The following is a 25310-nucleotide window of genomic DNA, read 5'->3' on the forward strand; positions in this document are numbered from 1 at the left end:
GTTTCGTGTGATGTGAAGCTGCGGGGGCGCGGCGGCCCGACGGACGATTCTATCGGGTCGCCGGCGCCGCTTGCTGAGGGCGGCCCGACGGACGCCTACAGGCGGACGGTGGTCGCCTTCCGGATGCCCGGCTGCTGCTCCTCGCCGATCTCCTGGTACGCCGCGAACAGCAGGGACTCGTCGGGCGCCTGCAGCACGGTCGGCTTCGCGATGTCGTCCAGCACGATGAAGCGCAGCATGTCGCCGCGGGTCTTCTTGTCGCGCTTCATGGTGGCCAGCAGCTGCGCCCAGGCGCCCATCCGGTAGGTCGTGGGCAGCCCGAGCGACGTGAGGATCGCGCGGTGCCGGTCGACCGCCTCGTCCGAGAGCCGCCCGGCCAGGCGCGACACCTCGGCGGCGAACATCATGCCGATCGAGATCGCGGCGCCGTGCCGCCACTGGTAGCGCTCGGCGTGCTCGATCGCGTGCCCGAGCGTGTGGCCGTAGTTCAGGATCTCGCGCAGGCCGGCCTCGCGGAAGTCCTCGCCCACGACGTCGGCCTTCATGCGGATGGCCAGCTCGATGCACCGCCGGAACTCGGCGCTCGCCACGTCGACGGCGCGCTCGGGATCGGCCTCGACGATCTCGAGGATCTCGGGGTAGCGGATGAAGCCGGCCTTGACGACCTCGGCGAAGCCGGCGACGACCTCGTTGCGGGGCAGGGTGGCGAGCAGCTCGAGGTCGCAGAGCACGGCGTGCGGGGCCCAGAACGCGCCGACGAGGTTCTTGCCCTCGGTCGTGTTGACGCCCGTCTTCCCGCCCACGGCCGCGTCGACCATGCCCAGCACCGTCGTCGGCACCTGCACGACCGCGACGCCGCGCAGCCAGGTCGCGGCGACGAAGCCCGCGACGTCGGTGACCGCGCCGCCGCCGAGGCCGATCACGGCGTCGGAGCGCGTGAAGTCGGCCTGCCCCATGATCTGCCAGCAGAACGCCGCGACCTCGATCCGCTTGCCACTCTCGGCGTCGGGGATCTCGGCCAGCAGCACCTCCCGCTCGCCCAGCAGGCTCTCGCGCAGCGCCTCGGCCTCGCGCTGCAGCGTGGGCGCGTGGATCACGAGCACCTTGCGCGCGGCGGGCGGCAGCGCCGCGCCGAGCCGGTCGCGCACCCCGTGCCCGATCGTGATCTCGTACCCCGGCGTGCCACTCACGGCGATCGTGGTGATGTCGGTCATCTCACTCCTCCCGGGCGCCGGGGACGATCCCCTCGGCGCGCGCCCATGCGACGATCTCGTCGACCACCGCCTGCATCGGCCGCCCGGAGGTGTCCAGGCGCACCGTCGCGACGGCGTCGTACACCGGCCGGCGCTCGTCGCGGATGCGGATCCACTCCGCGACCGGATCGCGGTCCTCCCCGTTCAGCAGCGGGCGCTTCTGCCCGCGGATCCGCCCCGCCACGGCGTCATCGGCCACGTCGAGCAGCACGACGGGAAGCCCCGTCAGCGCCTCGCGCGTGCCGGGGTGCAGCGGCGCTCCCCCGCCCAGCGCGACGATCCCGCCGGCGCCCAGCGCGCGCAGCACCGTGTCGTGCTCGATCGCGCGGAACGCGCTCTCGCCGCGGCGCTCGAAGATCTGCGTGATCGGCCCGTGCTCCTGCACGATCACCGAGTCGGTGTCGGTGAAGCCGAGGCCGAGGGCCTTCGCCACGCGCCGGCCCACGCTCGACTTGCCGGCTCCCATCGGACCGACGAGCACGACGACGGGCACGGCCCGCGGCTCAGGAGAGCCCATCGCCCGCGGTGCCCTCGTCGACCAGGGGGTCGTCGTGCCCCAGGGCGTCGTCCTCGCTCGTCCGGAGGTTCGCGGGGATGGCGGCGACGTACGCGCCGAGGTTGCGGCGCGTCTCGGCCACCGAGTCTCCCCCGAACTTCTCGAGCACCGCCTCGGCCAGCACGAGGGCGACCATGGCCTCGGCGACGACGCCGGCGGCGGGCACGGCGCACACATCGGAGCGCTGGTGATGCGCGGAGGCCTCCTCGCCGGAGGCGACGTCGACCGTGCGCAGCGCGCGCGGCACGGTCGCGATCGGCTTCATCCCGGCCCGCACGCGCAGCGGCGTGCCCGTCGACATGCCGCCCTCGGTGCCGCCGGCTCGTCCCGAGGCGCGCCCGATGGCGTCGCCGCCGGCGATGAGCTCGTCGTGCGCCTGCGAGCCGCGGCGCGTTGTCGTGAGGAATCCGTCGCCCACCTCCACGCCCTTGATCGCCTGGATGCTCATGAGCGCCTGCGCGAGGCGGCCGTCGAGGCGGCGGTCCCAGTGCACGTGCGATCCGAGCCCGGGCGGCAGGCCGTACGCGAGCACCTCGACGATCCCGCCGAGTGTGTCGCCGGCCTTGCGCGCGTCGTCGACCTCGGCGACCATCGCCGCGCTCGTGGCGGCGTCGAAGCAGCGCAGCGGATCGGCATCGAGACGGTCGACGTCGTCCGGCACGGGCAGCGGCGACCCCTCGGGCACGCGCACCGGCCCGATCGAGAGGGTGTGGCTCACGAGCCGGATGCCGAGCTCCCCCAGGAACGCGCGGGCAACCGCGCCGAGGGCGACGCGGGCGGCCGTCTCGCGGGCGCTGGCGCGCTCCAGCACGGGGCGCGCCTCGTCGAAGCCGTACTTCTGCATGCCCACGAGATCCGCGTGCCCCGGGCGGGGCCGCGTGAGCGCGGCGCCGCGGCCGCGCGACTTCTCCGTGAGCTCCACCGGCGCGGGGCTCATCACCTCGGTCCACTTGGGCCACTCGGTGTTGCCGATCCGCAGCGCGATCGGGCTGCCGAGCGTGAGGCCGTGCCGCACGCCGCCCGAGATCGTCAGCTCGTCCTGCTCGAACTTCATGCGCGAGCCGCGGCCGTAGCCCAGCTTGCGGCGCTGCAGATCGGCCTGGATCTGCTCGGCCAGGATCGGGACGCCGGCGGGCATTCCCTCCATGACGGCGATGAGTTCGGGGCCGTGCGATTCGCCGGCCGTGAGCACGCGGAGCATGCTCCCTAGTCTCCCATGGCGGCGCGCATCGCCTCGACGACCGCGTCCTCGCGCGGCAGGGGCTCGTCCACGTCGCCCGAGGTGAACACGCGCACCTGCAGCACGGCCTGGTGCAGGAGCATGCCGAGGCCGGAGACGGCGCGCGCCTCCCAGCGCGTCGCGAGCGGCGACGGCCACGGGCTGTACGCCACGTCGAACAGCGCACCGCCCGAGCCGGCGATCCGGTCGAGCTGCGCGGCCGGGAGGGAGGCGCCGCCGGGCAGCGTCGAGATCGTGAGCTCGGCCGAGCCCGAGACCTCGCCGAACGACGTCGCCGCGACCGAGAGGCCGAGCCGCTCCCCCAGCGCGACGAGCGCCGCGGCGCGCTCGGGCCGGCGGGCGACGATCGTCGCCCGCTCCGCGCCCCGCTCCGCGACGGCGACGAGGGCCGACGCGCCCGTGGCCCCGGCGCCGAGGATCCGCACGGCGCGCGCCGCGCCGAGGCCGGCCTCGTCGAGGGCGCGGACGATGCCGCCGACGTCGGTGTTCCAGCCGCGCGGCCCGCCGTCGCCGAGCAGCAGCGTGTTCACGGCGCCCGTGAGCTCGGCGCGCCGGTCGCGACGGACGGTGGCCGCGAAGGCGCGCTCCTTGCCGGGCATCGTCACGGCGAGCCCGCGGAACGACGCGTCGAGCGACGCGAGCTGCGCGTCGAACGAGGCCGCATCGACCCGTCGCCGCTCGAAGCTCCAGTCCAGACCCAGCGCGCGGTACGCCGCGAGGTGCAGCTGCGGCGAGCGGCTGTGCGCGATCGGGTCGCCCCAGACCTCGAGGCGCGTGCCGGTCAGCATCCGTAGTCGGGGTTCTCGGCGCACCACTGCCGCAGCTGCGCGACGCCCTCCTCGTGCTCGGCCAGCGTCTCGCTGAACGTCGACTCGCCGGGATCGAGGTTGACGGCGGTGAAGTAGAGCCAGGGCCCGTCCGCCGGGTGCATCGCCGCGTCGATCGCGAGGTCGCCGGGGTTCGCGATCGGCCCGACCGGCAGCCCGGGGTGCACGTAGGTGTTCCACGGGTTGTCGTCGGTCAGGGCCTCCTCCGAGCTCCACACCTCGCCGGCGTGGATCTCGCCGACGCCGTACTGCGCCGTGGAGTCCATCTCGAGCTTGCCGCCCGTCTCCTGGTTGCTCGGATCCAGGCGGTTCTGGATGACGCGCGAGACGCGGTAGTAGTCCTCCTCGAAGCGCCCCTCGCGCTCGATGATCGACGCGATCGTGAGGATGCGCTGTCGATCCTGCTCCGGGACGCCGGCCGCGTCGAGCGACTGGACGGTGCGGTCGACGAGCGTGCGGATCACGTCCTGCGCCGTGACGTCGGGGCCGAACGTGTAGGTCGCCGGGAAGAGCCAGCCCTCGAGGCTGTCGGCCTCGACGCCGTACGCACGGGGATCCGCGACGGCGGCCTGGAGCTCCTCGATCGGCATCTCGAGCCCGTCGGCGAGGATCGGCAGGGTCGCCTCGACCGTGAGGCCCTCGCGCAGCTGGGCGGTGTCCTCGAGCTTGTTCTCGGGGTCCTCGAGCGCCTCGAGCACCGCCTCGGACGTCATCCTCTCCTGCAGCCGGTAGGTGCCGGGGTAGAACGTGGGCGACTTGCTCTCGCGGATCAGGTAGTCGTAGAAGGAGCCCGACTTCAGCGTGACGCCCGCCTCGTGCAGCTTCGGGGAGATGGACGAGCCGGTGTCGCCCTCCTCGATCGTGAACAGCACCTCGCCCGTCGCCTCGCCCGGCTCGTAGTCGTCGGGGCCGTCGAAGCCCAGCTGCTCGGCGATCCGGTCGCCGTACTGGTTCCACACCCACCAGCCACCGGCGGCGATACCGCCGAGGATGACCGCGACGATGAGGAACGCGATGAGGCAGCCGAGCCCGCGACGCCTGCGCCGGGGCGGCTCCGGCTCCCCGAAGAGGTCGTCGAGCGAGCCGTCCGCGCCCGCCTGCTCGTGCGTGTCGCCGCTCGCGGCCTCGGCCAGCGTGGTGCGCGACGCCGGACGGGCGTCGTGCGCCTCCGTGTCGGCGTCCACCTCGGTCGGCCGCGCGCCGTCCCCGTCCTCGGCCGGCCGCGGCGCGCTTCGTGCCGCGGCGGGGTGCGCCTCCGCCGCGGCGCCGGTCTGCGCGTCCGCGGCGGCGGTGTGTTCCTCCGGGCGCGCCGACGCCGTGCGCCCCGCGGCGTCCTCCGTCGTCTCGGCGTCGGCCGGCACGCCCATGGCCCCCGTCCCGGCGCGGCGTGCCTCACGGAGCGCGCGACGCGACAGGGGGCGCGGCGCGTCCGATTCGGGGGTCTCGGGCATGCGGATCTACTCCTGGATCGACGGGACCGGCTCACCGGCGGGTAACCCGGTGCGCTTCTCGCTGTCGACGGCATGCTGCAGCAGCACCACGGCGGCGACCTGATCCACCATGCTACGAGAACCCTTCTGGCTTCGCCCGGACTGGCGCAGTGCCGCGTGGGCCGTCACCGTGCTGAGGCGCTCGTCCACGAGGCGCACGGGGCGCTCGTCGCGGGCGGCGAGCTCGGCCGCGAAGGCGCGGGCGTCGGCGGTCGACGGCGTGTCCTCGCCCCGCAGGTTCAGCGGCAGGCCCACCACGTACTCGAGGGGATCGTGCTCGCGCGCGAGCTCGAGGATCCGCGCGATCGACCCCTCCGAGCGGGGCACCGTCTCGACGGGGACGGCGAGCATGCCGTCGGCGTCGCAGCGCGCCACGCCGACGCGGGCGCGGCCCACGTCGATGCCGAGCCGCACCCCGCGACGGAACTCCGCCACGCCTACAGCGCCTCCACCGCGGCGCGCACGGCGTCGAGCGCCGCGGGGATCGCCGCGGCGTCCTGCCCGCCACCCTGGGCGAGGTCGTCCTTGCCGCCGCCGCCTCCGCCGAGCGTCGTCGACGCGGTGCGCACGAGCGCCCCGGCCTTCGCGCCCGCGCCGCGGGCGGCGTCGTTCGTCGCGACGACGACCACGGGGCGGCCGTTCGCCGTGCCGGCCAGCGCCACGACGGCCGGCTCCGACCCCAGGCGCTCGCGCACCTGCGTGACGAGCGAGCGCACGTCGTCCGCCGATCCGACCGCACCGAGGTCCTGCGCCACGAGCGTCACGCGCCCGGCGCGCTTCGCCCCGGCGACGAGCTCGGGCACTCGCTGCTGCAACGCCTGCGCCTCGTACTGGGCGATCCGCTTCTCGGCCGCCTTGAGGCTCGCCGACAGCTCCGCCACGCGCGTGGCGAGCTGGTCCTTCGGGGTCTTCAGCGCGTTCGTCAGCTCGGCCACGAGCGCCCGCTCGCGCGTGAGCTCGCGGAACGCGTCGAGCCCGACGAGCGCCTCCACGCGGCGGTTGGACGCACCGACCGACGACTCGCCGATGAGCGAGATGAGGCCGATCTCGGCGCTCGAGCCCACGTGCGTGCCGCCGCAGAGCTCGCGCGACCAGGGGCCGCCGATGTCGACCATGCGCACCGTCTCGCCGTACTTCTCGCCGAACAGCGCCATGGCGCCCGCGGCCTTCGCCTCGTCCAGCGACATGACGCGCGTGGTGACCTCGAGGTTGTCGCGCACGGCGTTGTTGGCGATCTCCTCGACCTCGCTCTTCGTGGCGTCCGAGAGCGCCTGACCCCACGAGAAGTCGAAGCGCAGGTAGCCGGCGCGGTTGAGCGATCCGGCCTGCGTCGCGCCCTTGCCGAGCGTGTCGCGCAGCGCGGCGTGCACGAGGTGCGTGGCCGAGTGCGCCTGCTGTGCGGCGCGCCGGTTGACGGCGTCGACGACGGTCGTGGCCGCGGCTCCCACGCCCACCTCGCCGCGCGTGACCTCGACCGTGTGGCTGACGAGGCCCGCCACGGGGCGCTGCACGTCGAGCACCTCGAGCTCGAAGCCGGGGCCGACGATGGTGCCCTTGTCGGCCACCTGGCCGCCCGACTCGGCGTACAGCGCCGTCTCGGCGAGGATGACCTCGGCGATCTCGCCCTGCGTGGCGCGCGGCACGGGCGCGCCGTTCACGATGACGCCCAGCACGCTCGACTCGGTCTCGAGGTCGGTGTAGCCGGTGAAGACGGTCTCGCCCTGCGCCCGGAACTCGCGGTACACGCTCACGTCGGCGATCGCGCGCTTGCGCGCCTTGGCGTCGTCCTTTGCGCGGCGCTTCTGCTCCTGCATGAGCGCGTCGAAGGCGGCGCGGTCGACGCCGAGGCCGGCCTCCTCCGCGATCTCCATCGTCAGGTCGATCGGGAAGCCGTAGGTGTCGTGCAGCAGGAAGGCCTGGTCGCCCGCGAGGGCCGGCGTGCCGGCCTGCTTCGCCTTCGTGACGGCGGTGTCGAGGATCGTCGATCCGCTCGACAGCGTGCGCAGGAACGTCTCCTCCTCGGCGAACGCGTAGGCCGACAGGCGATCCCACTCGGTCTCGAGCTCGGGGTAGCCGGCCTTCATGGCGTCGCGCGACGCGGCGAACAGCTCGGGGAAGGTGGCCTCCTCCACGCCCAGCAGGCGCATGGAGCGCACGGCGCGGCGCATGAGGCGACGCAGGATGTAGCCGCGGCCCTCGTTCGACGGCGTCACGCCGTCGGAGAGCAGCATGAGCGACGAGCGCACGTGGTCGGCGATCACGCGGAAGCGCACGTCGTCGGCGGCGTCGGCGCCGTAGCGGCGCCCGCTCAGCTCGCTCGCGCGGTCGAGCACCGGCCGCACCTGGTCGGTCTCGTACATGTTCTCGACGCCCTGCTTGAGGAACGCGACGCGCTCGAGGCCCATGCCCGTGTCGATGTTCTTCTGCGGCAGCTCGCCGACGATGTCGAACTCGGTCTTCGAGCGGACGTTGTCGATGGCGTACTGCATGAAGACGAGGTTCCAGATCTCGAGGAACCGGTTGTCGTCGACGGCGGGACCGCCGTCGGCGCCGTACTTCGGGCCGCGGTCGAAGTAGATCTCGGAGCAGGGCCCCGCCGGTCCCGGCTGGCCCGTCGTCCAGTAGTTGTCCTCGCGGCCCAGCCGCTGGATGCGGCTCTTCGGCAGCCCCGCGACCTTCTGCCACAGCTGCTCGGCCTCGTCGTCGTCCTCGTAGACGGTGACCCACAGGTCCTTCTCGTCGAAGCCGAGGCCGCCGTCGGCCTCGCTGGTCGTCAGCAGCTCCCAGGCGTACGCGATCGCGCCTTCCTTGAAGTAGTCGCCGAACGACCAGTTGCCCATCATCTGGAAGAACGTGCCGTGGCGGGCGGTCTTGCCGACCTCCTCGATGTCGTTCGTCCGGATGCACTTCTGCAGGTCGGCGGCGGACGGGTACGGCGCGGGCACGACCCCCGTGAGGTAGGGGATGAACGGCACCATGCCGGCGATCGTGAACATGATCGACGGGTCGTCGCTCACGAGCGATGCGGACGGGACGATGGTGTGGCCGTTCTTCTCGAAGTAGTCGAGGTAGCGCTTCGCGATGTCCGCGGTCTTCATGGGGGTGTGCTTCGTCCTTGCTGGTGCGTGCGGGGATCGCCGCTCGGGCGGCGGCGTCCGTCTCGAGGGGAGGATTACTCGGCGGCGTCGGCGCCCAGTCGCGCCTCCTGCGCGCGATACGCGTCGGTCAGGCGGTCGGTGAACTCCGTGACGCGCGCGTCGATCTCGCCGAGCAGCTCGTGCCCGCGCGGGTCCTTGTTCATGAGGTGCGCGGCGACGAATCCGCCGATGATGCCGAGCAGGAACCACACCACGTTCTTCATGTCACCCGTCCTCACGTGATCGTTGTCGTCCATCGTATAGACACGAAGGGCGCCGGATCTCTCCGGCGCCCTTCGATGACAGCGCGCTTTAGCGCGCCGCGTAGGCGAATCCCGCTGACGCGGGCTTCGCACGCACCAGTGCTGGTCTGGCCGCTACGCGGCCGCGAGTACTACGCGCCTCTTAGCGCGCCGCGTAGTACTCGACGACGAGCTGCACGTCACACGTGACGGGCACCTCGGCACGCTTGGGGCGACGCACGAGCTTGGCCTGGAGCTTGTCGAGCTCCACCTCGAGGTAGCCCGGAACCGGGGGCAGGACCTCGGCGTGGCCACCGGCGGCGGCGACCTGGAAGGGCTCGGTGCCCTCCGAGCGCTCCTTGACGTGGATCGTCTGGCCCGGCTTCACGCGGAACGACGGGCGGTCCACGATCTGGCCGTCGACCTTGATGTGGCGGTGCACGACGAACTGGCGGGCCTGCGCCGTGGTGCGGGCGAAGCCCGCGCGCAGCACGAGCGCGTCGAGGCGCATCTCGAGCAGCTCGACGAGGTTCTCACCCGTCAGGCCGTCGGTGCGGCGCGCCTCGTTGAAGACGATGCGCAGCTGCTTCTCGCGGATGCCGTACTGCTCGCGCAGACGCTGCTTCTCCTTGAGGCGCACGGCGTAGTCGCTGTCGGCCTTGCGCTTGGTGCGGCCGTGCGGGCCGGGCCCGTAGGGGCGCTTCTCCATGTAGCGGGCGGCCTTGGGCGTGAGCGCGACGCCGAGCGCGCGCGACAGGCGGACCTTGCGGCGGTCCTGGGACTTGGTGGTCATGACTCCCTTTCACGTGGCCGCGACTCTCGCGGACCGACGGACGTACATGCCCCTCTCCCCCGTATGCGCGGCGTACGCCGGACTGCCGCTGGGGACTGCGAGATGGGATGTGCTCGGATTTCGAGCCGATCCAGGTTACCAGACCCGCCTGCGGAGCCCGCTCAGAAGCGGATCGCGTCGATCGGGCGCACGCGCATCGCGATGAGCGCGGGCACGAGTCCCGTGAGCGCTCCCACCCCGGCCGAGACGAGCAGGCCCGTCACGGCGGCGCTCATCGGGAAGCCGACGGCATCCTGCAGCCCCGCGAACATGTTCTCCTGCACGACCGGCAGGCGCAGCGCGAAGATCGCCAGCACGATGCCGACCACGCCCGCGACCACCGTGCCGACGACGCTCTCGAGCATGACCGAGAAGAACACCCGCCCGCCGGTCGCGCCGAACGACCGGCGCACGCCGATCTCGCGGATGCGGAAGCGCGTGGTCACGAGCGTGATGTTGAGCAGGCTGAGCGCGCCCAGCGCGAGCACGAGGATCGAGATGCCGCCGAGCACGAGGAGCATGGGGCCGAACGGGTCGTACCCGTCCTGCATCTGCGCCTCGTAGTCCATGCGGTACGCGTCGACCTGGAAGCCCTCGCCCAGGTGCAGGCCGAAGGACGCCCGCAGCGACTCCATCAGCTCGTCGGCCGTCTCCGGGGGGATCCACGCCTCATACGACGTGTTCGCGCCCAGCACCTCGGGCGACAGGACCGATCCGGCCTGGTCGTAGAGGATGTAGCCGGACTGCGCGTACTGCCCTCCGGTGTTCTGGTCGGGCATCACGCCCACGACGATGGCCTCGAACGAGCCGGCGGCCGTGGGCATGCCGTCCTCGCCCCACGTCTGCAGCTCGATATCCACGCGCGGCGAGCCGGTCAGCGCGGGGGCGCCCAGGCGCTGCCACCAGCTCTCGTTGATGACCGCGGTCGGCACCAGCCGTGCCTCGTCGCGCTCGCCGAACCACGCGCCCTCCACGAGCGGCACGCGGTGCATGACCCCGAAGTCCGCGTCCACCGCGCGCACGTCCGCCCAGCCGTCGGCCGGCGGCACCACCTCGAGCCACGCCACGCGGCTGGACCACTCGATGCCGTGCCGCTCCACGCTCTCGTCGAACGCCCGCTGCAGCACGCCCGCCTCCGGCATCGCGCCCGTGTCCGGGTTGTACGCCGACAGGCTGACGAGCGCCGGGCGGCCGGAGCTGCGCTCCATCGACTCCTGGAAGCCCTGGTTCAGCATCTGGCCCAGCGCGACCACCGCTGTGAAGGCCGCCACCGAGATCGCCACGACGATGAGGCTCAGCAGCACGCGCATGCGGTGCACGCGCAGCTCCTGCCACGCCTCGGCCAGCGAGGAGACGAGGCCCGTCGCCCACCTCATGCGCTCACGCTTCCCTCGCGCGCGGCCGCCACCGTCTCGAGCGTCGGCTCGTCGGCCCGCAGCACGCCCTCCTGCAGCCGGTACACGCGCTGGGCCCGCGCGGCGACATGCGGGTCGTGGGTGATGGTGATGAGCGCCGCGCCGGCCTGCGTGGCGATCTCGTCGAGCAGCGTCATGATCACGGCGCCGGTCTCGACGTCGAGGGCTCCCGTGGGCTCGTCCGCGAGGATGAGGCGGGGCGCGCGCACGAGGGCGCGCGCGATCGCGACGCGCTGCTGCTCGCCGCCCGAGAGGCGCTCGGGCATCTGGTCCATGCGCCCGCCGAGCCCGACGCGCTCCAGCATCTCGGCCGCGAGGGCGCGGCGGCGCCAGAAGGCGCGGCCACCGTCGTAGAGCAGCGGCATCTCGACGTTCTCGAGCGCCGTGCGGCGCGGCAGCAGGTTGAACTGCTGGAACACGAAGCCCACGCTGCGCCCGCGCGTGCGGTCGCGGCGCCCCGCCGACATCCGGTCCAGCGGCACGCCGTCGAACTCCAGCGTGCCGGAGGTGGGGGCATCGAGCAAACCGAGGATGTTCAGCAGGGTGGACTTGCCCGAGCCCGAGCGGCCCATGATGCTCACGTGGTCGCCGACCTCGACGTCGAGGTCGACGCCGCGCAGGATGTGCAGCGGCTCGGCATCGGGCAGCGACACCGTGCGCGTGATGCCGCGTGCGTGCAGGAAGACCACGTCAGACCCCCGACTCGTCGCCGGCGAGCAGGACCGAGGTCGGCACGTACTCGTATACCATCTCGCCCTCGGCCACGCCCTCGACGATCTCGATCTTCTCGGCGTCGGCGATGCCCAGCGTCACCTCGCGCTCCTCGGGCAGGCCGTCGTCGCCCACCACGAAGACGGTCCCGGTGCCCGCCGCACCGAGCACGGCCGTGACCGGCAGCACGACGACGTCCTCCGCGAGCCCGCCCGCGATCGTCATCGTCGCGGCCAGTCCGGGGAACACGCGCACGCCGTCGGGCACGGGGCACCGCACGGTCGTGGTCACCTCCGCGGGGGCCTCGCCGTCGTCGGCGCCGGGCAGCGGCGTCTCGAGCACGAGCCCCGTGCACGTGAACGGGGCCGGCCCGTTCGTGATCTGGATCGACGCCTCGGTCGGCTCCGACAGCAGGCGGTACCGATCGGCGGGCGAGATCGATCCCTGCACGCGGAAGGTCGAGGGCGCGACCGCGCCGACGGTGTCGCCCGGCGCGACGGTCGCGCCGCTCACGAGCGTCAGCGACGAGAGCGTGCCGCCGGCCGGTGCGACGACCTCGCTCCAGATCGCGAAGGTGCTGCCGTCCTCGAGCGGCACGTCCTCGCGCACGCTCGCGACGACATCCCCGATCGCGACGGCGTCGCCGACCGCGTGGAAGACGTCCACGACGACGCCCGCCTTGTGCACCGTGAGGCTCACGGCGGGGTCGTTCTGCACCGTCGCGGCCACCTCCAGGTCGTTGCGCACGGTGTCGCGCCAGGCGGCCACCTGCGGCTCGGAGATCTCCCCCGTCGGCATCTCGCCGCCGCCGAGGCCCTGCACGCTCTCGCCGTCCGGGAAGAACGCGAGCTTGATCAGGCCCGCGGCGATCACCGCGAACACGAGCAGCCAGGCGACGGGCAGGATCACGCGGCGGAACACCATCATCGGCGTCGTCCCTTCGGGGGATGATGCGGGGGCATCGGGGCGGGATCGCGGACGATCGCCGCGGGTTCTCATCCTGTCGGATCGGATGTGTGCTCGGCAATCAATTCAGGGTGAGAGGCGCGCAGTACCCGGGGATCCCCCGATTCCACCCCTGACATCCCGCCCCGAACGGGCGCGGCCCGTCAGCCGTCGATGATGCGGCGCAGCTTGTCGAGACGCTCGCCGATCTCCCGCTCGCCGCCGAGCGGCCGCGGCTCGTAGTACCGGCGCCCCTGCAGCGCGTCGGGCAGGTACTGCTGCGCGACGACGCCGATCTCGCTGTCGTGCGGGTAGCGGTAGCCCTTGCCGTGGCCCAGGCGCTTGGCCCCGGCGTAGTGCGCGTCGCGCAGGTGCTTCGGCACCGGCCCCATGCGCCCGGCGCGCACGTCGGCGAGGGCGGAGTCGATCGCGTTGATGGTCGCCGGCGACTTCGGGGCGGTCGCGAGATACAGCGCCGCCTCCGCCAGCGGGATCCGCCCCTCGGGCATGCCGATGAAGGCGACCGCGTCGGCCGCGGCCACCGCGATCTGCAGCGCGCGCGGATCGGCCAGCCCGATGTCCTCCGCGGCGTGCACGACGAGCCGGCGGGCGATGAAGCGCGGGTCCTCCCCCGCCTCGATCATGCGCGCGAGGTAGTGCATCGTCGCGTCGGGGTCGGATCCGCGGATCGACTTGATGAACGCGCTGATGACGTCGTAGTGCTCATCGCCCTGGCGGTCGTAGCGCAGCAGCGCGCGGTCGACCGCCTGTGCCACCTGCTCGGCCGTCACCGTGGGGATGGCGTCCTCGGCCGCGGGATCCTCGGCGTCGGGCCGCTCCGCGGCCTCCGACAGGGCGACGCCCGCGGCGGCCTCGAGCGCCGTCAGGGCGCGGCGCGCGTCGCCCGAGGCGAGCTGGATGAGCGCCCGCCGGGCCTCGGGATCGAGCGCGACGGCGCCCGCGAGGCCGCGCGCGTCGGTGAGGGCGCGATCCACGAGCGTTCCGAGGTCGTCGTCGGTGAGCGGCTGCAGCGTGAGCAGGAGCGAGCGCGACAGCAGCGGCGAGATGACCGAGAACGACGGGTTCTCGGTGGTGGCGGCGATGAGGATGACCCAGCCGTTCTCCACGCCGGGCAGCAGGGCGTCCTGCTGCGCCTTCGTGAACCGGTGGATCTCGTCGAGGAACAGGATCGTCGACTGGCCGTACAGATCGCGCTGGTTCAGCGCCTCCTGCATCACCTCGCGCACGTCCTTGACGCCCGCGGTGATCGCCGACAGCTCGACGAAGCGGCGCCCCGACGAGCGCGCGATCGCCTGCGCCAGCGTCGTCTTGCCGGTGCCGGGCGGCCCCCACAGGATCACCGAGACGGTGCCGGGCTTCGTCGCCTCCGGATCGGCGAGCGCCACGAGCGGCGAGCCGGGCCTGAGCAGGTGCGCCTGGCCCGCCACCTCGTCGAGGGAGATGGGGCGCATCCGCACGGCCAGCGGCGTCTGCCCCTGGAACAGCGCGGATCGACTCACCCCGCCAGCCTACGCGCGAGGTCCGACACCCGTCTCTCGCGTAGGCTCTTTCCGTGGCAGTGAAGACGAAGTCGCCCTCACGCGAGGAACGCGAGCGCGCCCGCATCTACGAGGCGCGCAAGAGACTGCGCGATGCGCAGCTGCGCCGCCGGACGCGCGACAACGCGATCGTGTCGATCGTCGCGGGCCTCGTCATCCTCGGCGCGGTCGGCGCGCAGGCGCTGTACTACACGAGCGGTCCCGGCGCGCCCGCGCCCGCCCCCTCGGAGACGCCCGGTGCCGGCACCCCGGCGGTGGAGCCGACGCCGCCGCCCGTCACCCCCGCGTCCTGACCCTCTGCCCCGATCCGTTCATCCCGTAGGCTGGGCGGCGTCCCTCCCTTCCCGCGGCCAGCCGCCAAGGAGTCTCCCGTGAGCACGTCCGATCACACCCCCGAATCCGCACCGCCCGTCGACGCCGAGTTCCCCGTCGCCGAGCCCGCAGAGCCCGCCGCCGACGAGGTCGTCGCGCCGGCCGAGCCCGCGTCCGCCGACACGCCCGAGGACCCCGCGCCCGAGGATCCCGCGCCCGAGGGCCCGGCGCCGGAACCGGCCGACGAGCCGCAGACGGAAACGCCCGAGGCGTCGGAGTCCGCCGAGGCACCTCAGCCGCAGGCCGAGCCGGCCGCCGCCGCGCCCGCGTCGCCGCGACCCACGCCCGCGCCGCGACCGATGCCCCGCCCCGTGCCGTCGCCGGCCGCCGTCGCGCGCCCGAAGGCCCCGGCCGCCGCGGCGCCCGTCGTGACCCGCAAGGACTACAGCGAGTGGGGTCGCATCGAGGACAACGGCGCGGTCGCCGTGCGCGAGGGCGACGAGTGGCGCGTGGTCGGCGAGTACCCCGACGGCACGCCCGAGGAGGCGCTGCAGTACTTCGGCCGCAAGTTCGACGACCTCGAGGTGCGCGTCGTCACGCTCGAGCAGCGTCACGCCCGCGGCGGCGCCTCGGCGTCGGATCTGCGCAAGCAGGCGGCGGCGCTGAAGGACGAGGTGGTCGGCGCGGCCGCCGTCGGCGACCTGCAGGGCCTCGCCGCCCGCCTCGACGCGCTCACCACCGAGCTTGCCGCCGCGAGCGAGGAGGAGGCCGCCGCCAACCGCGCGGCCCTCGAGGCCGCTATCGCGGAGCGCACCGCCATCGTCGAGCAGGTCGAGGCCCTCGCGGCGCGCGACCCCCAGTCGGTGCAGTGGAAGCAGGCCTCGAGCGAGCTCGACGCGCTCTTCGCCTCGTGGCAGCAGCACCAGAAGACCGGCCCGCGGCTGCCGAAGGGCACGGCGCAGTCGCTCTGGAAGCGCTTCCGCGATGCCCGCGCCACGTTCGAGCGGCACCGCAGGGCGTTCTTCGCCGAGCTGGACGAGGCACACAAGGAGGCGCGCGACCGCAAGACGCGCATCGTCGAGCGTGCCGAGGCCCTCGCCCCGCAGGGCGAGGACGGCATTCCCGCCTACCGCGCGCTGCTCGACGAGTGGAAGGCCGCCGGACGCGCCGGCCGCAAGGTCGACGACGCGCTGTGGACCCGGTTCAAGGCCGCCGGCGACGTGCTGTACGGCGCGCGCGCCGAGCGTGACCAGGCCGAGCAGGCCGAGTCCGCTCCGCGCATCGCCGCCCGCGAGGAGCTGCTCGTCGAGGCGCAGGCCGTCACCGCCGAACGGGATCTCGTCGCGGCGCGCCGGCTGCTCACCGACATCCAGCGCCGCTGGGACGAGGTCGGCCGCATCTTCCCGCGCGAGACCGAGCGCGCGCTCGACGACCGCCTGCGCAAGATCGAGCAGGAGCTCAAGGGCCGCGAGGACGTCGACTGGAAGAAGAACAACCCTGAGACCAAGGCGCGCGCCAACGACATGGCCCAGCAGCTGCAGGACTCGATCGACAAGCTCGAGGCCGAGCTCGCCGCGGCCGAGGCCGCCGGCGACAAGCGGGCCGCGGCCGAGGCCAAGGAGGCCCTCGACGTGCGTCGCGCCTGGCTCAACGCCATCGGCTGAGCCTCGCACGCCCCGAACGGCCGGTCCCGCACGCGGGGCCGGCCGTTCGTCATCCACAGGGCTACCGCCCGCGGGCCGCCGCGGTCGACACTCGGTGCATGCGGATCTACTTCCCGGCGCCCGGCGAGCTCTCGGCCCCCGAGCTGCGCGCGGCGGGCCTGGACGGCGAGCTCGTGCCGCTCGGGCTCGGCTGGGTCCCGGCCGACGCGGTCCAGACGCCCGCCCTGCGGGCCGCGTCGCTCGCGCCGCTGGTCACGCCGGGCCTGGCCGCCGTGGGGCTCACCGCGGCGTGGGTCCACGGTGCGCTCGACCAGCTGCCGCTGCCGTGCCAGGCGCAGCGCGCGACGGCGGGCGGGGCGCGCCGGACCGGCGGCGGCGCGCTGCACGTGCGCGACGCGCTGCTGCCCGCCGACGACCAGGAGGCCACGGTCGGGGTGCGGGTCAGCACGCCTGCCCGCACCCTCGTCGACCTCACGGGCGACGAGATCGCGGGCGCCGCCGCGGCGCGCCCTCGGGCGGAGGCGATCCGCCGGCTCGCCGCCGATCCGGGCATCCTCGCCGCCGCGATCGCCGTCGCGCGGCGCCGCGCGCGCATGCCGCGCCGACCCGAGATCCTGGCGCGGCTGCGCGCTCAGGAGGACGTGACGCGGTAGACGTCGTACACGCCGTCGATGCGGCGCACGGAGCTCAGCACGCGGTCGAGGTGCACCGAGTCGCCCATCTCGAACACGTAGCGGCTGATCGCCAGCCGCTCCTTCGTCGTCGACACGTTCGCCGAGAGGATGTTGACGTGGTTCTCGCTGAGCACGCGCGTGATGTCGGAGAGCAGCCCGGAGCGGTCGAGGGCCTCGACCTGGATCTGCACGAGGAACACGCTCTTGGTCGTCGTGCCCCAGGTCACGTCGATGAGGCGCTCGGCGTCCTCCTTCAGCGACTTCACGTTGGTGCAGTCCGCGCGATGCACCGAGACGCCGGAGCCGCGCGTGATGAATCCGACGATCTCGTCGCCCGGCACGGGCGTGCAGCACTTCGCGAGCTTGACGAGGATGTCGTCGGCCCCCCGCACGAGCACGCCGGATTCGCCGCCCCGGCCGCGCCGCTGCGCGGGCGGGGCCGGCAGCTCGATGGGCCCGGTGACCGGCTCGCTCGTCTCGAGCAGGCCCTGCACCTTCTCGAGCACCGACTGGCTCGACACGTGACCCTCGCCGACGGCGGCGTACAGCGCCGAGACGTCGTCGTAGTGCAGCTCGTGCGCGACGTCGCCGAGCGAGTCCTTGAGCTGCTGCAGCGGCAGGTGGTGCCGGCGCATCGCGCGCAGCAGCGAGTCCTTGCCCTGCTCGATCGCCTCCTCGCGGCGCTCCTTCGTGAACCAGCCGCGGATCTTGTTGCGCGCGCGCGTGCTCTTGACGAACGTGAGCCAGTCCTGGCTGGGCCCCGCGTCCGGGTTCTTCGACGTCAGCACCTCGACGGCGTCGCCCGAGCGCAGCTGCGACTCGAGCGGCACGAGCCGGCCGTTCACCTTCGCGCCCATCGTGCGGTGGCCGATCTCGGTGTGCACCGCGTATGCGAAGTCCACGGGTGTCGCGCCCGCCGGGAGCCCGATCACGCGGCCCTTCGGGGTGAAGACGTACACCTCCTTGGCGCCGATCTCGAACCGCAGCGAGTCGAGGAACTCCCCCGGGTCCTTCGTCTCGGCCTGCCAGTCCGAGATGCGCGCGAGCCATGCCATGTCCTGACTCGAGGCGCGCTCGTCCTGCTTGCCGCTCGTGGCGGACATCCGCTCCTTGTACTTCCAGTGCGCCGCGACGCCGAACTCGGCCTGCTGGTGCATCTCCTGCGTGCGGATCTGGATCTCGACGGTGCGGCCGCCGGGACCGATCACCGTGGTGTGCAGCGAACGGTACAGGTTGAACTTGGGGGTGGCGATGTAGTCCTTGAAGCGGCCGGGCAGCGGCGTCCAGCGCGCGTGGATGGCGCCGAGCACCGCGTAGCAGTCGCGCACCGTGCTCACGATGACGCGGATTCCGATGAGATCGTAGATGTCGTCGAAGTCGCGGCCGCGCACGACCATCTTCTGGTAGACCGAGTACAGCTGCTTGGGCCGGCCCGACACGGTGCCCTTCACCCGCAGGGACTGCAGGTCGCTGCGGACATCGTCGATCACGTGCTGCACGTACTGCTCGCGCTGCGGCGTGCGCTGCTTCACGAGGCTGTCGATCTCGTTGTAGATCTTCGGGTGCAGCACGGCGAACGAGAGGTCCTCGAGCTCGGACTTGATGGCCTGGATGCCGAGGCGATGCGCGAGCGGCGCGTAGATCTCGAGGGTCTCGGTGGCCTTCTTCTTCGCCTTCTCGGGCGGCACGAAGCCCCACGTGCGGGCGTTGTGCAGGCGGTCGGCGAGCTTGATGACGAGCACGCGGATGTCCTTCGACATCGCGACGATCATCTTGCGGACGGTCTCGGCCTGCGCGCTCTCGCCGTACTTGACCTTGTCGAGCTTGGTGACGCCGTCGACGAGCAGCGCGACCTCGTCGCCGAACTCCGCGCGCAGCTCGTCGAGGGGGTAGCCCGTGTCCTCGACCGTGTCGTGCAGCAGCGCCGCCGCGATCGCGCGCGGGCCGAGCCCGAGATCGGCGAGGATCTGCGACACCGCGAGCGGATGCGTGATGTACGGCTCGCCGCTCTGGCGCTTCTGGCCGCGGTGCTTCTCGTCGGCCACGCGGTACGCGCGCTCGATGATGGCGAGGTCGCCGCGCGGGTGGTTCGCCTTGACCGTCGTGATGAGCTTCGTCAGGTCGGCGTGGCGGGGGGCGCGCGAGAAGATGCGCGGCACCAGACGTCGCAGGGACGACGTCGACGCCGGCTGCACGGTATCGACCATCGCTCGCCTCCCCCAGCCCGCGGACTCGTTCATCCTACGCCCGCGGGCGAAGGGCTCAGGCGGTCCGAGCCGCACGCTCGCGTGCGTCGCGCACTCGCGCGTCGCGCTGCCGGACGGCGGGCTCCCGCTCGCGCAGCAGCGAGTACAGCGGGGCGGCCACGAACAGCGTCGAGTACGTCGCGACGATGATGCCGACGAAGATCGACAGCGAGATGTCCGAGAGCGTGTCGGCCCCCAGCCACAGCGCGCCGATGAAGAGGATCGCGGCCACGGGCAGCGCGGCGACGATCGACGTGTTGATCGAGCGCACGAGGGTCTGGTTCACCGCGAGGTTCACGGATTCGCCGAACGTGCGATCGGAGATCTCCCCGTCGTCGCGCGTGTTCTCCCTGATCTTGTCGAACACGACGGTCGTGTCATACAGCGAGTACGCCAGGATCGTGAGGAAGCCGATGACCGCCGCCGGCGAGACCTCGAAGCCGGCGAGGGCGTAGATGCCGATCGTCACGACGAGCACGTCCACGACGCCGACGATGGCCGCGACCGACATCTTCCAGGTGCGGAAGTAGATCGCGAGGATCAGGAACGTCAGCGCCAGGAAGATGCCGAGCCCCCACAGCGACTGCCGCGTGACGTCCGCACCCCAGGTGGGGCCGATGAACGACGACGTGATCTCGTCGGCGGAGACACCGTACGCCTCGGCCAGTGCGTCGCTGAGCTCGCGCGCGTCGTCGTCGCCCAGCTGCGCGGTCTGGACCCGGATGTCCTGGCCGCCGATCGTCGTGACCCGCGCCGCCGACTCCGGCACGATCTCGTCGACCACGTCGGAGGCGATGAGCTGGTCCGTCGTCTCGGGGCCGGAGATCGTGAACTGCGATCCGCCCGTGAACTCGATGGACGGCGAGATGCCGCGCACGAAGGGCACGAGCGCCGAGAGCAGCACGAGCGCGATGGCGATGAGGAACCACAGGTTGCGCCGTCCCACGAAGGGGAACGAGGTCTTGCCGGTGTAGAGGTCGTTGCCGAGCTCGTTGAATGAGCGCATCAGGCGTCTCCCTCCCCCGTCTTGCCGGGTTTCTCGGCGGCCGCGAGCTCGGCGGCCCGCTTGCGCTCTGCGATGGTCTGGCGGCGCTCGGCCTCGGCGACGGAGCGCTTGGCCCTGGCCACGGGCGCGACCGACCGCTTGAACTCCGCGCGGCCGCGGTAGACGGCGCCCAGCGCGGCGGGGTCGAGGCCCGAGAGGCGGTGCCCGCCGCCGAAGAAGCGCGTGCGGGCGATGAGCTGCATGACCGGGTGCGTGAAGATCACGAAGATGAGCACGTCGAGCGCGGTCGTGACGCCGAGGGTGAAGGCGAAGCCCTTCACCGTCGCGTCGGCGAGGATGTACAGCACGACCGCCGCGAGCACGTTGATCGACTTCGAGATGTAGATCGTGCGCTTGGCGCGATCCCATCCGTCCTCGACGGCCGACGTGATCGACTTTCCGTCGCGCAGCTCGTCGCGGATGCGCTCGAAGTACACGATGAACGAGTCGGCCGTGAAGCCGATCGTCACGATGAGGCCCGCGACGCCCGCGAGCGACAGGCGGTAGCCGAGACGCCACGAGAGCAGGCAGAGCAGGATGTACGTGAGCACGCCCATCACCACGAGCGACGCGATGATGACCGAGCCGAGCGCGCGGTACGACAGCAGCGAGTAGAGCGCCACGAGCGCGAGGCCGATGAGGCCGGCGAGGAGGCCGATCTGCAGCTGCTGCTCGCCGAGGGTGGCCGAGATGGTGTCGGAGCTGACCACCGTGAAGCTCAGCGGCAGCGCGCCGAACTTGAGCTGATCGGCGAGCTCCGAGGCGCTCTCCTGGTTGAACGATCCCGAGATGCTCGGGCGGCCGTCCATGATGACCGCGTTCATCTGCGGGGCCGAGATGACGTCGCCGTCCAGGACGAACGCGAACATGCTGCGCGGGTCGGACGGGTTCTGCTGCCCGAGCGCGTAGAGGCGCTGGCTGACCTGACCGAACACGGTGGTGCCGTGGTCGTCGAGGTCGAGCTGCACGGCCCACTGGCCGTTCGTCTGGTCCACGGTCGCGGCGGCGTCGTCGATGGAATCGCCCGTGATCTCCACCGGGCCGAGCACGTACTTCGAGCCCGCGCCGTCACATGCGATGACCGGCTCGTCCGCCGCCGCCGACGCGGGGTCGACGTCCGGATCGGCGCAGTCGAACGCGAGGTAGCGGGACCACAGGTAGTCCGACACCCAGTTCGGATCGGACCCGTCGGTCGGCTCGATGGAGGGCGTCGCGGGCAGCGCGGTGTCCGGCGCCGGGTATGGCGTCTCCTCGCCGTCCTCGCCCACGAAGCTCGTGGCCGCATCGCCCGCGTAGATGACCGAGCGCAGCTCGAGCTGCGCGCTCGCCTCGATCCGGTCGCGCGTCTCGTCGTCGATGCGCCCGGGCATCTGCACGACGATGTTGCGCGCGCCCTGGGTCGTGACCTCGGCCTCGGCGACGCCCGACGCGTCGACGCGCTGGCGGATGATCGACACCGCCTGCTGCATCTGCTCGCCCGACGGGTCCGCGCCCTCGGTCTGCGCCTCGAGCACGATCTGCGTGCCGCCCTGCAGGTCGAGCGCGAGCTCGGGCAGCCAGGACGACTGCTTGAACACGTACACGCCGAGCGCGTTGGCGCCCGCGAGCACGGCGGTCAGGATGAGGAGTCCCGTCAGGGCGCGCCACGCGCGCCGCACAGGGGTCGGTGTCGCCACGTCTCAGCTTCCGTGCGGGGGTTACTTGGCGTCGTCGTCGCCGCGGAGCTTCTCGATGCGCTCCCCGTTGAGCGTGTAGCCGTCGGCGTCCGTGGTCTCCTGCTCGGTGACGTCGTCGTCGGTCGCGACGTCCTCCGCCTCGTCCGCGGCGGTCTCGGCGGCCACCGTCTCGGGCACCAGATCCACCGCCTGCGCGTGCACCTCGGCGATCACGCCGGGGGCGATCTCCACCTTGGCCGGCTGCGTGAGGTCCTCGGCGTCGAACTCGACGAGCGTGCCGAACAGGCCCGAACGCGTCATGACGCGCGCGCCCGGCACCATCTGCGTGCGGCGCTGCTCCTCCAGCTCCTGGCGCTTCTTGGCGTTGCGGCGCGAGCTGATGAACATGAACACGACCATCACGGCCAAGACGACGAGGAGGAGCAGATTCATGTCCATACGGATGCAGCGACCTTTCGGGGGTGGACGCCCGCCGTCGGCGGCGAGAGCGTGAGAGACGCCGAGTCGGGCCGGCGCAAGTCTTCAGCGATTATAGGTCATCGAGGGGAACGGCCCCCGACGCCCCGAGCGGGTGCGCGACGCCCAGATGCGCGTACGCCTCCGGCGTCGCGACCCGCCCGCGCGGCGTGCGGCCCATGAAGCCGATGCGCACGAGGTACGGCTCCACGACGCTCTCGACGGTGTCGGCCTCCTCGCCGACGGCCACGGCGAGCGTGCTCAGCCCGACGGGTCCGCCGCGGAAGCGGCGCACGAGCGCGTCGAGCACGGCGCGGTCGAGCCGGTCGAGGCCGATCGCGTCGACGTCGTACAGCTCCAGGGCGGCGCGCACGTCGCTCAGCTCGGGCGCCGCGCCGTGCGCGTGCACGAGTGCGTAGTCGCGCACGCGGCGCAGCAGGCGGTTGGCGATGCGCGGCGTGCCGCGCGAGCGCATGGCGATCTCGGCCCGCTGTTCCGGGCCGAGCCGTACCCCGAGCATGGCCGCCGAGCGCTCGACGACGCGCTCCAGCTCCTCGGGCTCGTAGAACTCCAGGTGCGCCGTGAAGCCGAAGCGATCCCGCAGCGGGTTGGGAAGCAGGCCCGAGCGCGTCGTGGCGCCCACGAGCGTGAACGGCGCGAGGTCGAGCGGGATGCTCGTCGCGCCGGCGCCCTTGCCCACCATGATGTCGATCCGGAAGTCCTCCATGGCCAGATAGAGCATCTCCTCGGCGGAGCGCGCCATGCGGTGGATCTCGTCGATGAAGAGCACCTCGCCGGGCGTGAGGCTTGACAGGAGCGCGGCCAGATCGCCCGCGTGCTGGATCGCCGGGCCGCTCGACATGCGCAGCGGGCGGGCGCTCTCGTGCGCGACGATCATCGCGAGCGTCGTCTTGCCGAGGCCCGGAGGGCCCGCGAGCAGGATGTGGTCGGCGGGGCGATCCTGGATCCGCGCCGCGTCGAGCAGCAGCTGCAGCTGGCCGCGCACCTTGTGCTGGCCCACGAAGTCCGCCAGGCTGGCCGGCCGCAGCGCGCCCTCGATCGCCAGCTCGGTCTCGTCCTGCGGCTGGGGCGAGGCGGCGTCGCGCTCAGACACGGGCACCGCCGTTCGCCGGCCCGAGTGCCGCGAGTGTGAGGCGCAGCAGGGCCTGGACGGAGGCGCGGTCGGCCTCCGAGGCCCCCTCGGCGGCGGCCGCGACGGCCTCGCCGGCCACGCGCTCGGGCCAGCCGAGTCCCGCGAGGGCCTGCGTCACCTGGGCCAGGACGTCTCCGGCCACGCCCTGCGGGGCGGCGGCGGGGGCCGACGGCGGCGCGAGCTTGCCCTGCAGCTGCACGGCGATCAGCTTGGCCGTCTTGGGCCCGATGCCCGACACCTTCCGGAACGGTCGGTCGTCTTCGGCCTGCACGGCCTCCGCGATCCGGTCGATGCTCATGGCCCCCAGCACGCCGAGCGCCGACTTCGGTCCGACGCCGCTCACGCCGAGCAGCGTGCCGAACACGTCGAGCTCGGCACGGGTGGCGAAGCCGAAGAGCGACAGCGCGTCCTCGCGCACGATCAGGTGGGTGTGCAGCGCCAGCTCCTCCCCCGGCCGCGCGCCGCGGGCGACCTCGGGCACCACGGCCACGGAGAAGCCGACCCCGCCGACGTCGAGCACCACCGAGTCGAGGCCGGCGTGCAGGACGTCGCCGCGCAGGAACGAGATCATGCCTCCACCCTACGCATCCGTTCGCACATCCGTTCGAGCCACGCGGATTCCCCGTCCCCCTGCCGCGAGACAGCAACTGCGCGCCGAGACCGCGTCGTTACGCCGCTGTCTCGGCTCCCGATGCTGTCTCGCCGATTCAGCGGCGCGCCGGGGCGCGGCGGGAGCGCTTCTCGGCCTCGGCCCACGCGCGCTGCGCCGGGGTGAGCGCGCCCTCGGGTGCGGCCGCGGGGGCGCCCCGCCACGCGTGGCAGAGCGCGAGCGCGAGGGCATCGGCCGCGTCGGCCGGTTTGGGCAGCTCGTCGAGCCGCAGCACGCGCGCCACCATGTGCTGCACCTGCGCCTTGTCCGCCGACCCGTAGCCGGTGATGGCCGCCTTCACCTCGCTCGGCGTGTGCGTCGCGGCGGGGATGCCGTGCTCCGCCGCGAGCATGAGCGCCACGCCCGAGGCCTGCGCCGTGCCCATGACGGTCTGCAGGTTGTGCTGCGCGAACACGCGCTCGACCGCGAGCACCTCGGGTCGGTGCGCGGCGAGGGCCTCGCGGATGCCGCGCGCGATCGCGGCAAGCCGCTCCGCCACCGGTGCGTCCGGCGCCGAGCGGATCACGCCGACGTGCACGAGCGTGGCCGAGCGGTCGCGCGCGACGTCGACGATCCCGACGCCGCAGCGCGTCAGCCCCGGATCGATGCCCATGATGCGCCGCGTGCTCACCCCGCCACGCTAGGCGCCCCCTCCCGCGGGCCGGTGAGGCGCGCGGAAGGGGGCGCTGACGCAGTGGCGCACGATGCTCGCACTTCGACTCCGGTCGCTTCGCGCCCTCCGCTCAGTGTTGACCCGTCACGCATCAACGCCGCTGCGCGGCATTGATCCGCGCCGCGTCAAAACCAGATCTCGAGCTCGCGCGCGGCCGACTCGGGCGAGTCCGAGCCGTGCACGAGGTTCTGCTGCACGGCCACGCCCCAGTCGCGGCCGTAGTCGCCGCGGATCGTGCCGGGCGCGGCGGTGGTGGGATCCGTCGTGCCCGCGAGCGAGCGGAAGCCCTCGATGACGCGGTTGCCGGCGACCCGGATCGCGACGACCGGCCCCGACATCATGAACTCCAGGAGCGGCTCGTAGAACGGCTTGCCCTCGTGCTCGGCGTAGTGCTTCGCGAGGAGCTCGCGGCTGGGCTCGACCAGCCGGATGTCGACGAGGGAGTAGCCCTTCGCCTCGATGCGAGCCAGGATCGCGCCCGTCAGGCCGCGCGCGACGCCGTCGGGCTTGACGAGGACGAGGGTCTCTTCGGTGGCCATGGATGGTCCCTTCGTG

At 72.7% G+C, this 25310-nt stretch carries 24 protein-coding genes; 3 read left to right on the forward strand and 21 right to left on the reverse strand.

Annotated elements, in window-relative coordinates; translation table 11 throughout:
* Positions 1 to 95: 95 nt before the first annotated feature.
* The 13 genes from aroB to ACODR5_RS00890 all read right to left on the reverse strand — a co-directional run bounded on the left by aroB (position 96) and on the right by ACODR5_RS00890 (position 14120).
* On the reverse strand, positions 96 to 1214 hold the full coding sequence (aroB, locus tag ACODR5_RS00830) for a 3-dehydroquinate synthase (protein ID WP_449853173.1): 1119 nt from the start codon (positions 1212 to 1214) through the stop codon (positions 96 to 98).
* A gap of 1 nt (position 1215) precedes the next feature.
* Positions 1216 to 1770, reverse strand: a complete 555-nt coding sequence (locus ACODR5_RS00835; protein ID WP_449853174.1) for a shikimate kinase — start codon at positions 1768 to 1770, stop codon at positions 1216 to 1218.
* The gene (aroC, locus tag ACODR5_RS00840) at positions 1757 to 3010 is read right to left on the reverse strand and encodes a chorismate synthase (protein WP_488982427.1); all 1254 of its coding nucleotides are present in this window, start codon (positions 3008 to 3010) and stop codon (positions 1757 to 1759) included. Before aroC ends, ACODR5_RS00835 begins: the two co-directional genes overlap by 14 nt.
* A gap of 5 nt (positions 3011 to 3015) precedes the next feature.
* Positions 3016 to 3837: a shikimate dehydrogenase gene (locus ACODR5_RS00845; protein WP_488982428.1), complete on the reverse strand. Its 822-nt coding sequence runs from the start codon at positions 3835 to 3837 to the stop codon at positions 3016 to 3018.
* Positions 3831 to 5327 (reverse strand): endolytic transglycosylase MltG, encoded by a 1497-nt coding sequence (gene mltG, locus ACODR5_RS00850; protein WP_488982429.1) that lies wholly within the window; start codon positions 5325 to 5327, stop codon positions 3831 to 3833. The genes ACODR5_RS00845 and mltG overlap by 7 nt, the downstream gene beginning before the upstream one ends.
* Positions 5328 to 5333: 6 nt before the next feature.
* A complete protein-coding gene (gene ruvX, locus ACODR5_RS00855; RefSeq protein WP_488982430.1) occupies positions 5334 to 5801 on the reverse strand; it encodes a Holliday junction resolvase RuvX in 468 nt (155 codons plus the stop codon).
* A 2-nt stretch (positions 5802 to 5803) separates the two neighbouring features.
* Positions 5804 to 8464 (reverse strand): alanine--tRNA ligase, encoded by a 2661-nt coding sequence (gene alaS / locus ACODR5_RS00860; protein ID WP_488982431.1) that lies wholly within the window; start codon positions 8462 to 8464, stop codon positions 5804 to 5806.
* A 74-nt stretch (positions 8465 to 8538) separates the two neighbouring features.
* Positions 8539 to 8727 (reverse strand): hypothetical protein, encoded by a 189-nt coding sequence (locus ACODR5_RS00865; protein ID WP_449853180.1) that lies wholly within the window; start codon positions 8725 to 8727, stop codon positions 8539 to 8541.
* Positions 8728 to 8908: 181 nt separating this feature from the next.
* Positions 8909 to 9538: a 30S ribosomal protein S4 gene (gene rpsD / locus ACODR5_RS00870; RefSeq protein WP_449853181.1), complete on the reverse strand. Its 630-nt coding sequence runs from the start codon at positions 9536 to 9538 to the stop codon at positions 8909 to 8911.
* A 161-nt stretch (positions 9539 to 9699) separates the two neighbouring features.
* On the reverse strand, positions 9700 to 10953 hold the full coding sequence (locus ACODR5_RS00875; RefSeq protein ID WP_488982432.1) for an ABC transporter permease: 1254 nt from the start codon (positions 10951 to 10953) through the stop codon (positions 9700 to 9702).
* Entirely contained in the window at positions 10950 to 11681 is a 732-nt protein-coding gene (locus ACODR5_RS00880; RefSeq protein ID WP_460815468.1) for an ABC transporter ATP-binding protein, read from the reverse strand. Before ACODR5_RS00880 ends, ACODR5_RS00875 begins: the two co-directional genes overlap by 4 nt.
* 1 nt (position 11682) lies before the next feature.
* Positions 11683 to 12630: a permuted SH3 domain-containing protein gene (locus ACODR5_RS00885; protein WP_460815466.1), complete on the reverse strand. Its 948-nt coding sequence runs from the start codon at positions 12628 to 12630 to the stop codon at positions 11683 to 11685.
* A gap of 182 nt (positions 12631 to 12812) precedes the next feature.
* A complete protein-coding gene (locus ACODR5_RS00890; RefSeq protein ID WP_449853302.1) occupies positions 12813 to 14120 on the reverse strand; it encodes a replication-associated recombination protein A in 1308 nt (435 codons plus the stop codon).
* A 101-nt stretch (positions 14121 to 14221) separates the two neighbouring features.
* Here ACODR5_RS00890 and ACODR5_RS00895 point away from each other — a divergent pair, with 101 nt between their 5' ends.
* The 3 genes from ACODR5_RS00895 to ACODR5_RS00905 all read left to right on the forward strand — a co-directional run bounded on the left by ACODR5_RS00895 (position 14222) and on the right by ACODR5_RS00905 (position 16836).
* Positions 14222 to 14500 carry a dioxygenase gene (locus tag ACODR5_RS00895; protein ID WP_449853185.1) on the forward strand — a complete coding sequence of 93 codons (279 nt, stop codon included), beginning with the start codon at positions 14222 to 14224 and terminating at the stop codon, positions 14498 to 14500.
* Positions 14501 to 14578: 78 nt separating this feature from the next.
* Positions 14579 to 16183: a DUF349 domain-containing protein gene (locus tag ACODR5_RS00900; protein ID WP_488982433.1), complete on the forward strand. Its 1605-nt coding sequence runs from the start codon at positions 14579 to 14581 to the stop codon at positions 16181 to 16183.
* 98 nt (positions 16184 to 16281) lie between these two features.
* A complete protein-coding gene (locus ACODR5_RS00905; protein ID WP_449853187.1) occupies positions 16282 to 16836 on the forward strand; it encodes a type IV toxin-antitoxin system AbiEi family antitoxin in 555 nt (184 codons plus the stop codon).
* Here ACODR5_RS00905 and ACODR5_RS00910 read toward each other — a convergent pair.
* The 8 genes from ACODR5_RS00910 to ndk all read right to left on the reverse strand — a co-directional run bounded on the left by ACODR5_RS00910 (position 16815) and on the right by ndk (position 25294).
* Positions 16815 to 19064, reverse strand: coding sequence for a RelA/SpoT family protein (locus ACODR5_RS00910; protein WP_449853188.1), 2250 nt, complete (start codon positions 19062 to 19064; stop codon positions 16815 to 16817). The genes ACODR5_RS00905 and ACODR5_RS00910 overlap by 22 nt on opposite strands.
* Before the next feature lie 55 nt (positions 19065 to 19119).
* Complete coding sequence (gene secF / locus ACODR5_RS00915) at positions 19120 to 20109, reverse strand: protein translocase subunit SecF (RefSeq protein ID WP_449853189.1); 990 nt, start codon at positions 20107 to 20109, stop codon at positions 19120 to 19122.
* Positions 20109 to 21824 carry a protein translocase subunit SecD gene (secD, locus tag ACODR5_RS00920; protein WP_449853190.1) on the reverse strand — a complete coding sequence of 572 codons (1716 nt, stop codon included), beginning with the start codon at positions 21822 to 21824 and terminating at the stop codon, positions 20109 to 20111. The genes secF and secD overlap by 1 nt, the downstream gene beginning before the upstream one ends.
* A gap of 21 nt (positions 21825 to 21845) precedes the next feature.
* Positions 21846 to 22256, reverse strand: a complete 411-nt coding sequence (locus ACODR5_RS00925) for a preprotein translocase subunit YajC (RefSeq protein WP_449853191.1) — start codon at positions 22254 to 22256, stop codon at positions 21846 to 21848.
* A 97-nt stretch (positions 22257 to 22353) separates the two neighbouring features.
* Positions 22354 to 23394, reverse strand: a complete 1041-nt coding sequence (gene ruvB / locus ACODR5_RS00930; protein WP_488982434.1) for a Holliday junction branch migration DNA helicase RuvB — start codon at positions 23392 to 23394, stop codon at positions 22354 to 22356.
* On the reverse strand, positions 23387 to 24004 hold the full coding sequence (gene ruvA / locus ACODR5_RS00935) for a Holliday junction branch migration protein RuvA (protein WP_460815451.1): 618 nt from the start codon (positions 24002 to 24004) through the stop codon (positions 23387 to 23389). Before ruvA ends, ruvB begins: the two co-directional genes overlap by 8 nt.
* A gap of 136 nt (positions 24005 to 24140) precedes the next feature.
* Positions 24141 to 24695 (reverse strand): crossover junction endodeoxyribonuclease RuvC, encoded by a 555-nt coding sequence (gene ruvC / locus ACODR5_RS00940; protein ID WP_460815621.1) that lies wholly within the window; start codon positions 24693 to 24695, stop codon positions 24141 to 24143.
* Between the two features lie 185 nt (positions 24696 to 24880).
* On the reverse strand, positions 24881 to 25294 hold the full coding sequence (gene ndk / locus ACODR5_RS00945; RefSeq protein WP_460815449.1) for a nucleoside-diphosphate kinase: 414 nt from the start codon (positions 25292 to 25294) through the stop codon (positions 24881 to 24883).
* Positions 25295 to 25310: the final 16 nt, after the last annotated feature.

The organism is Microbacterium sp. FG3, from assembly GCF_057809335.1.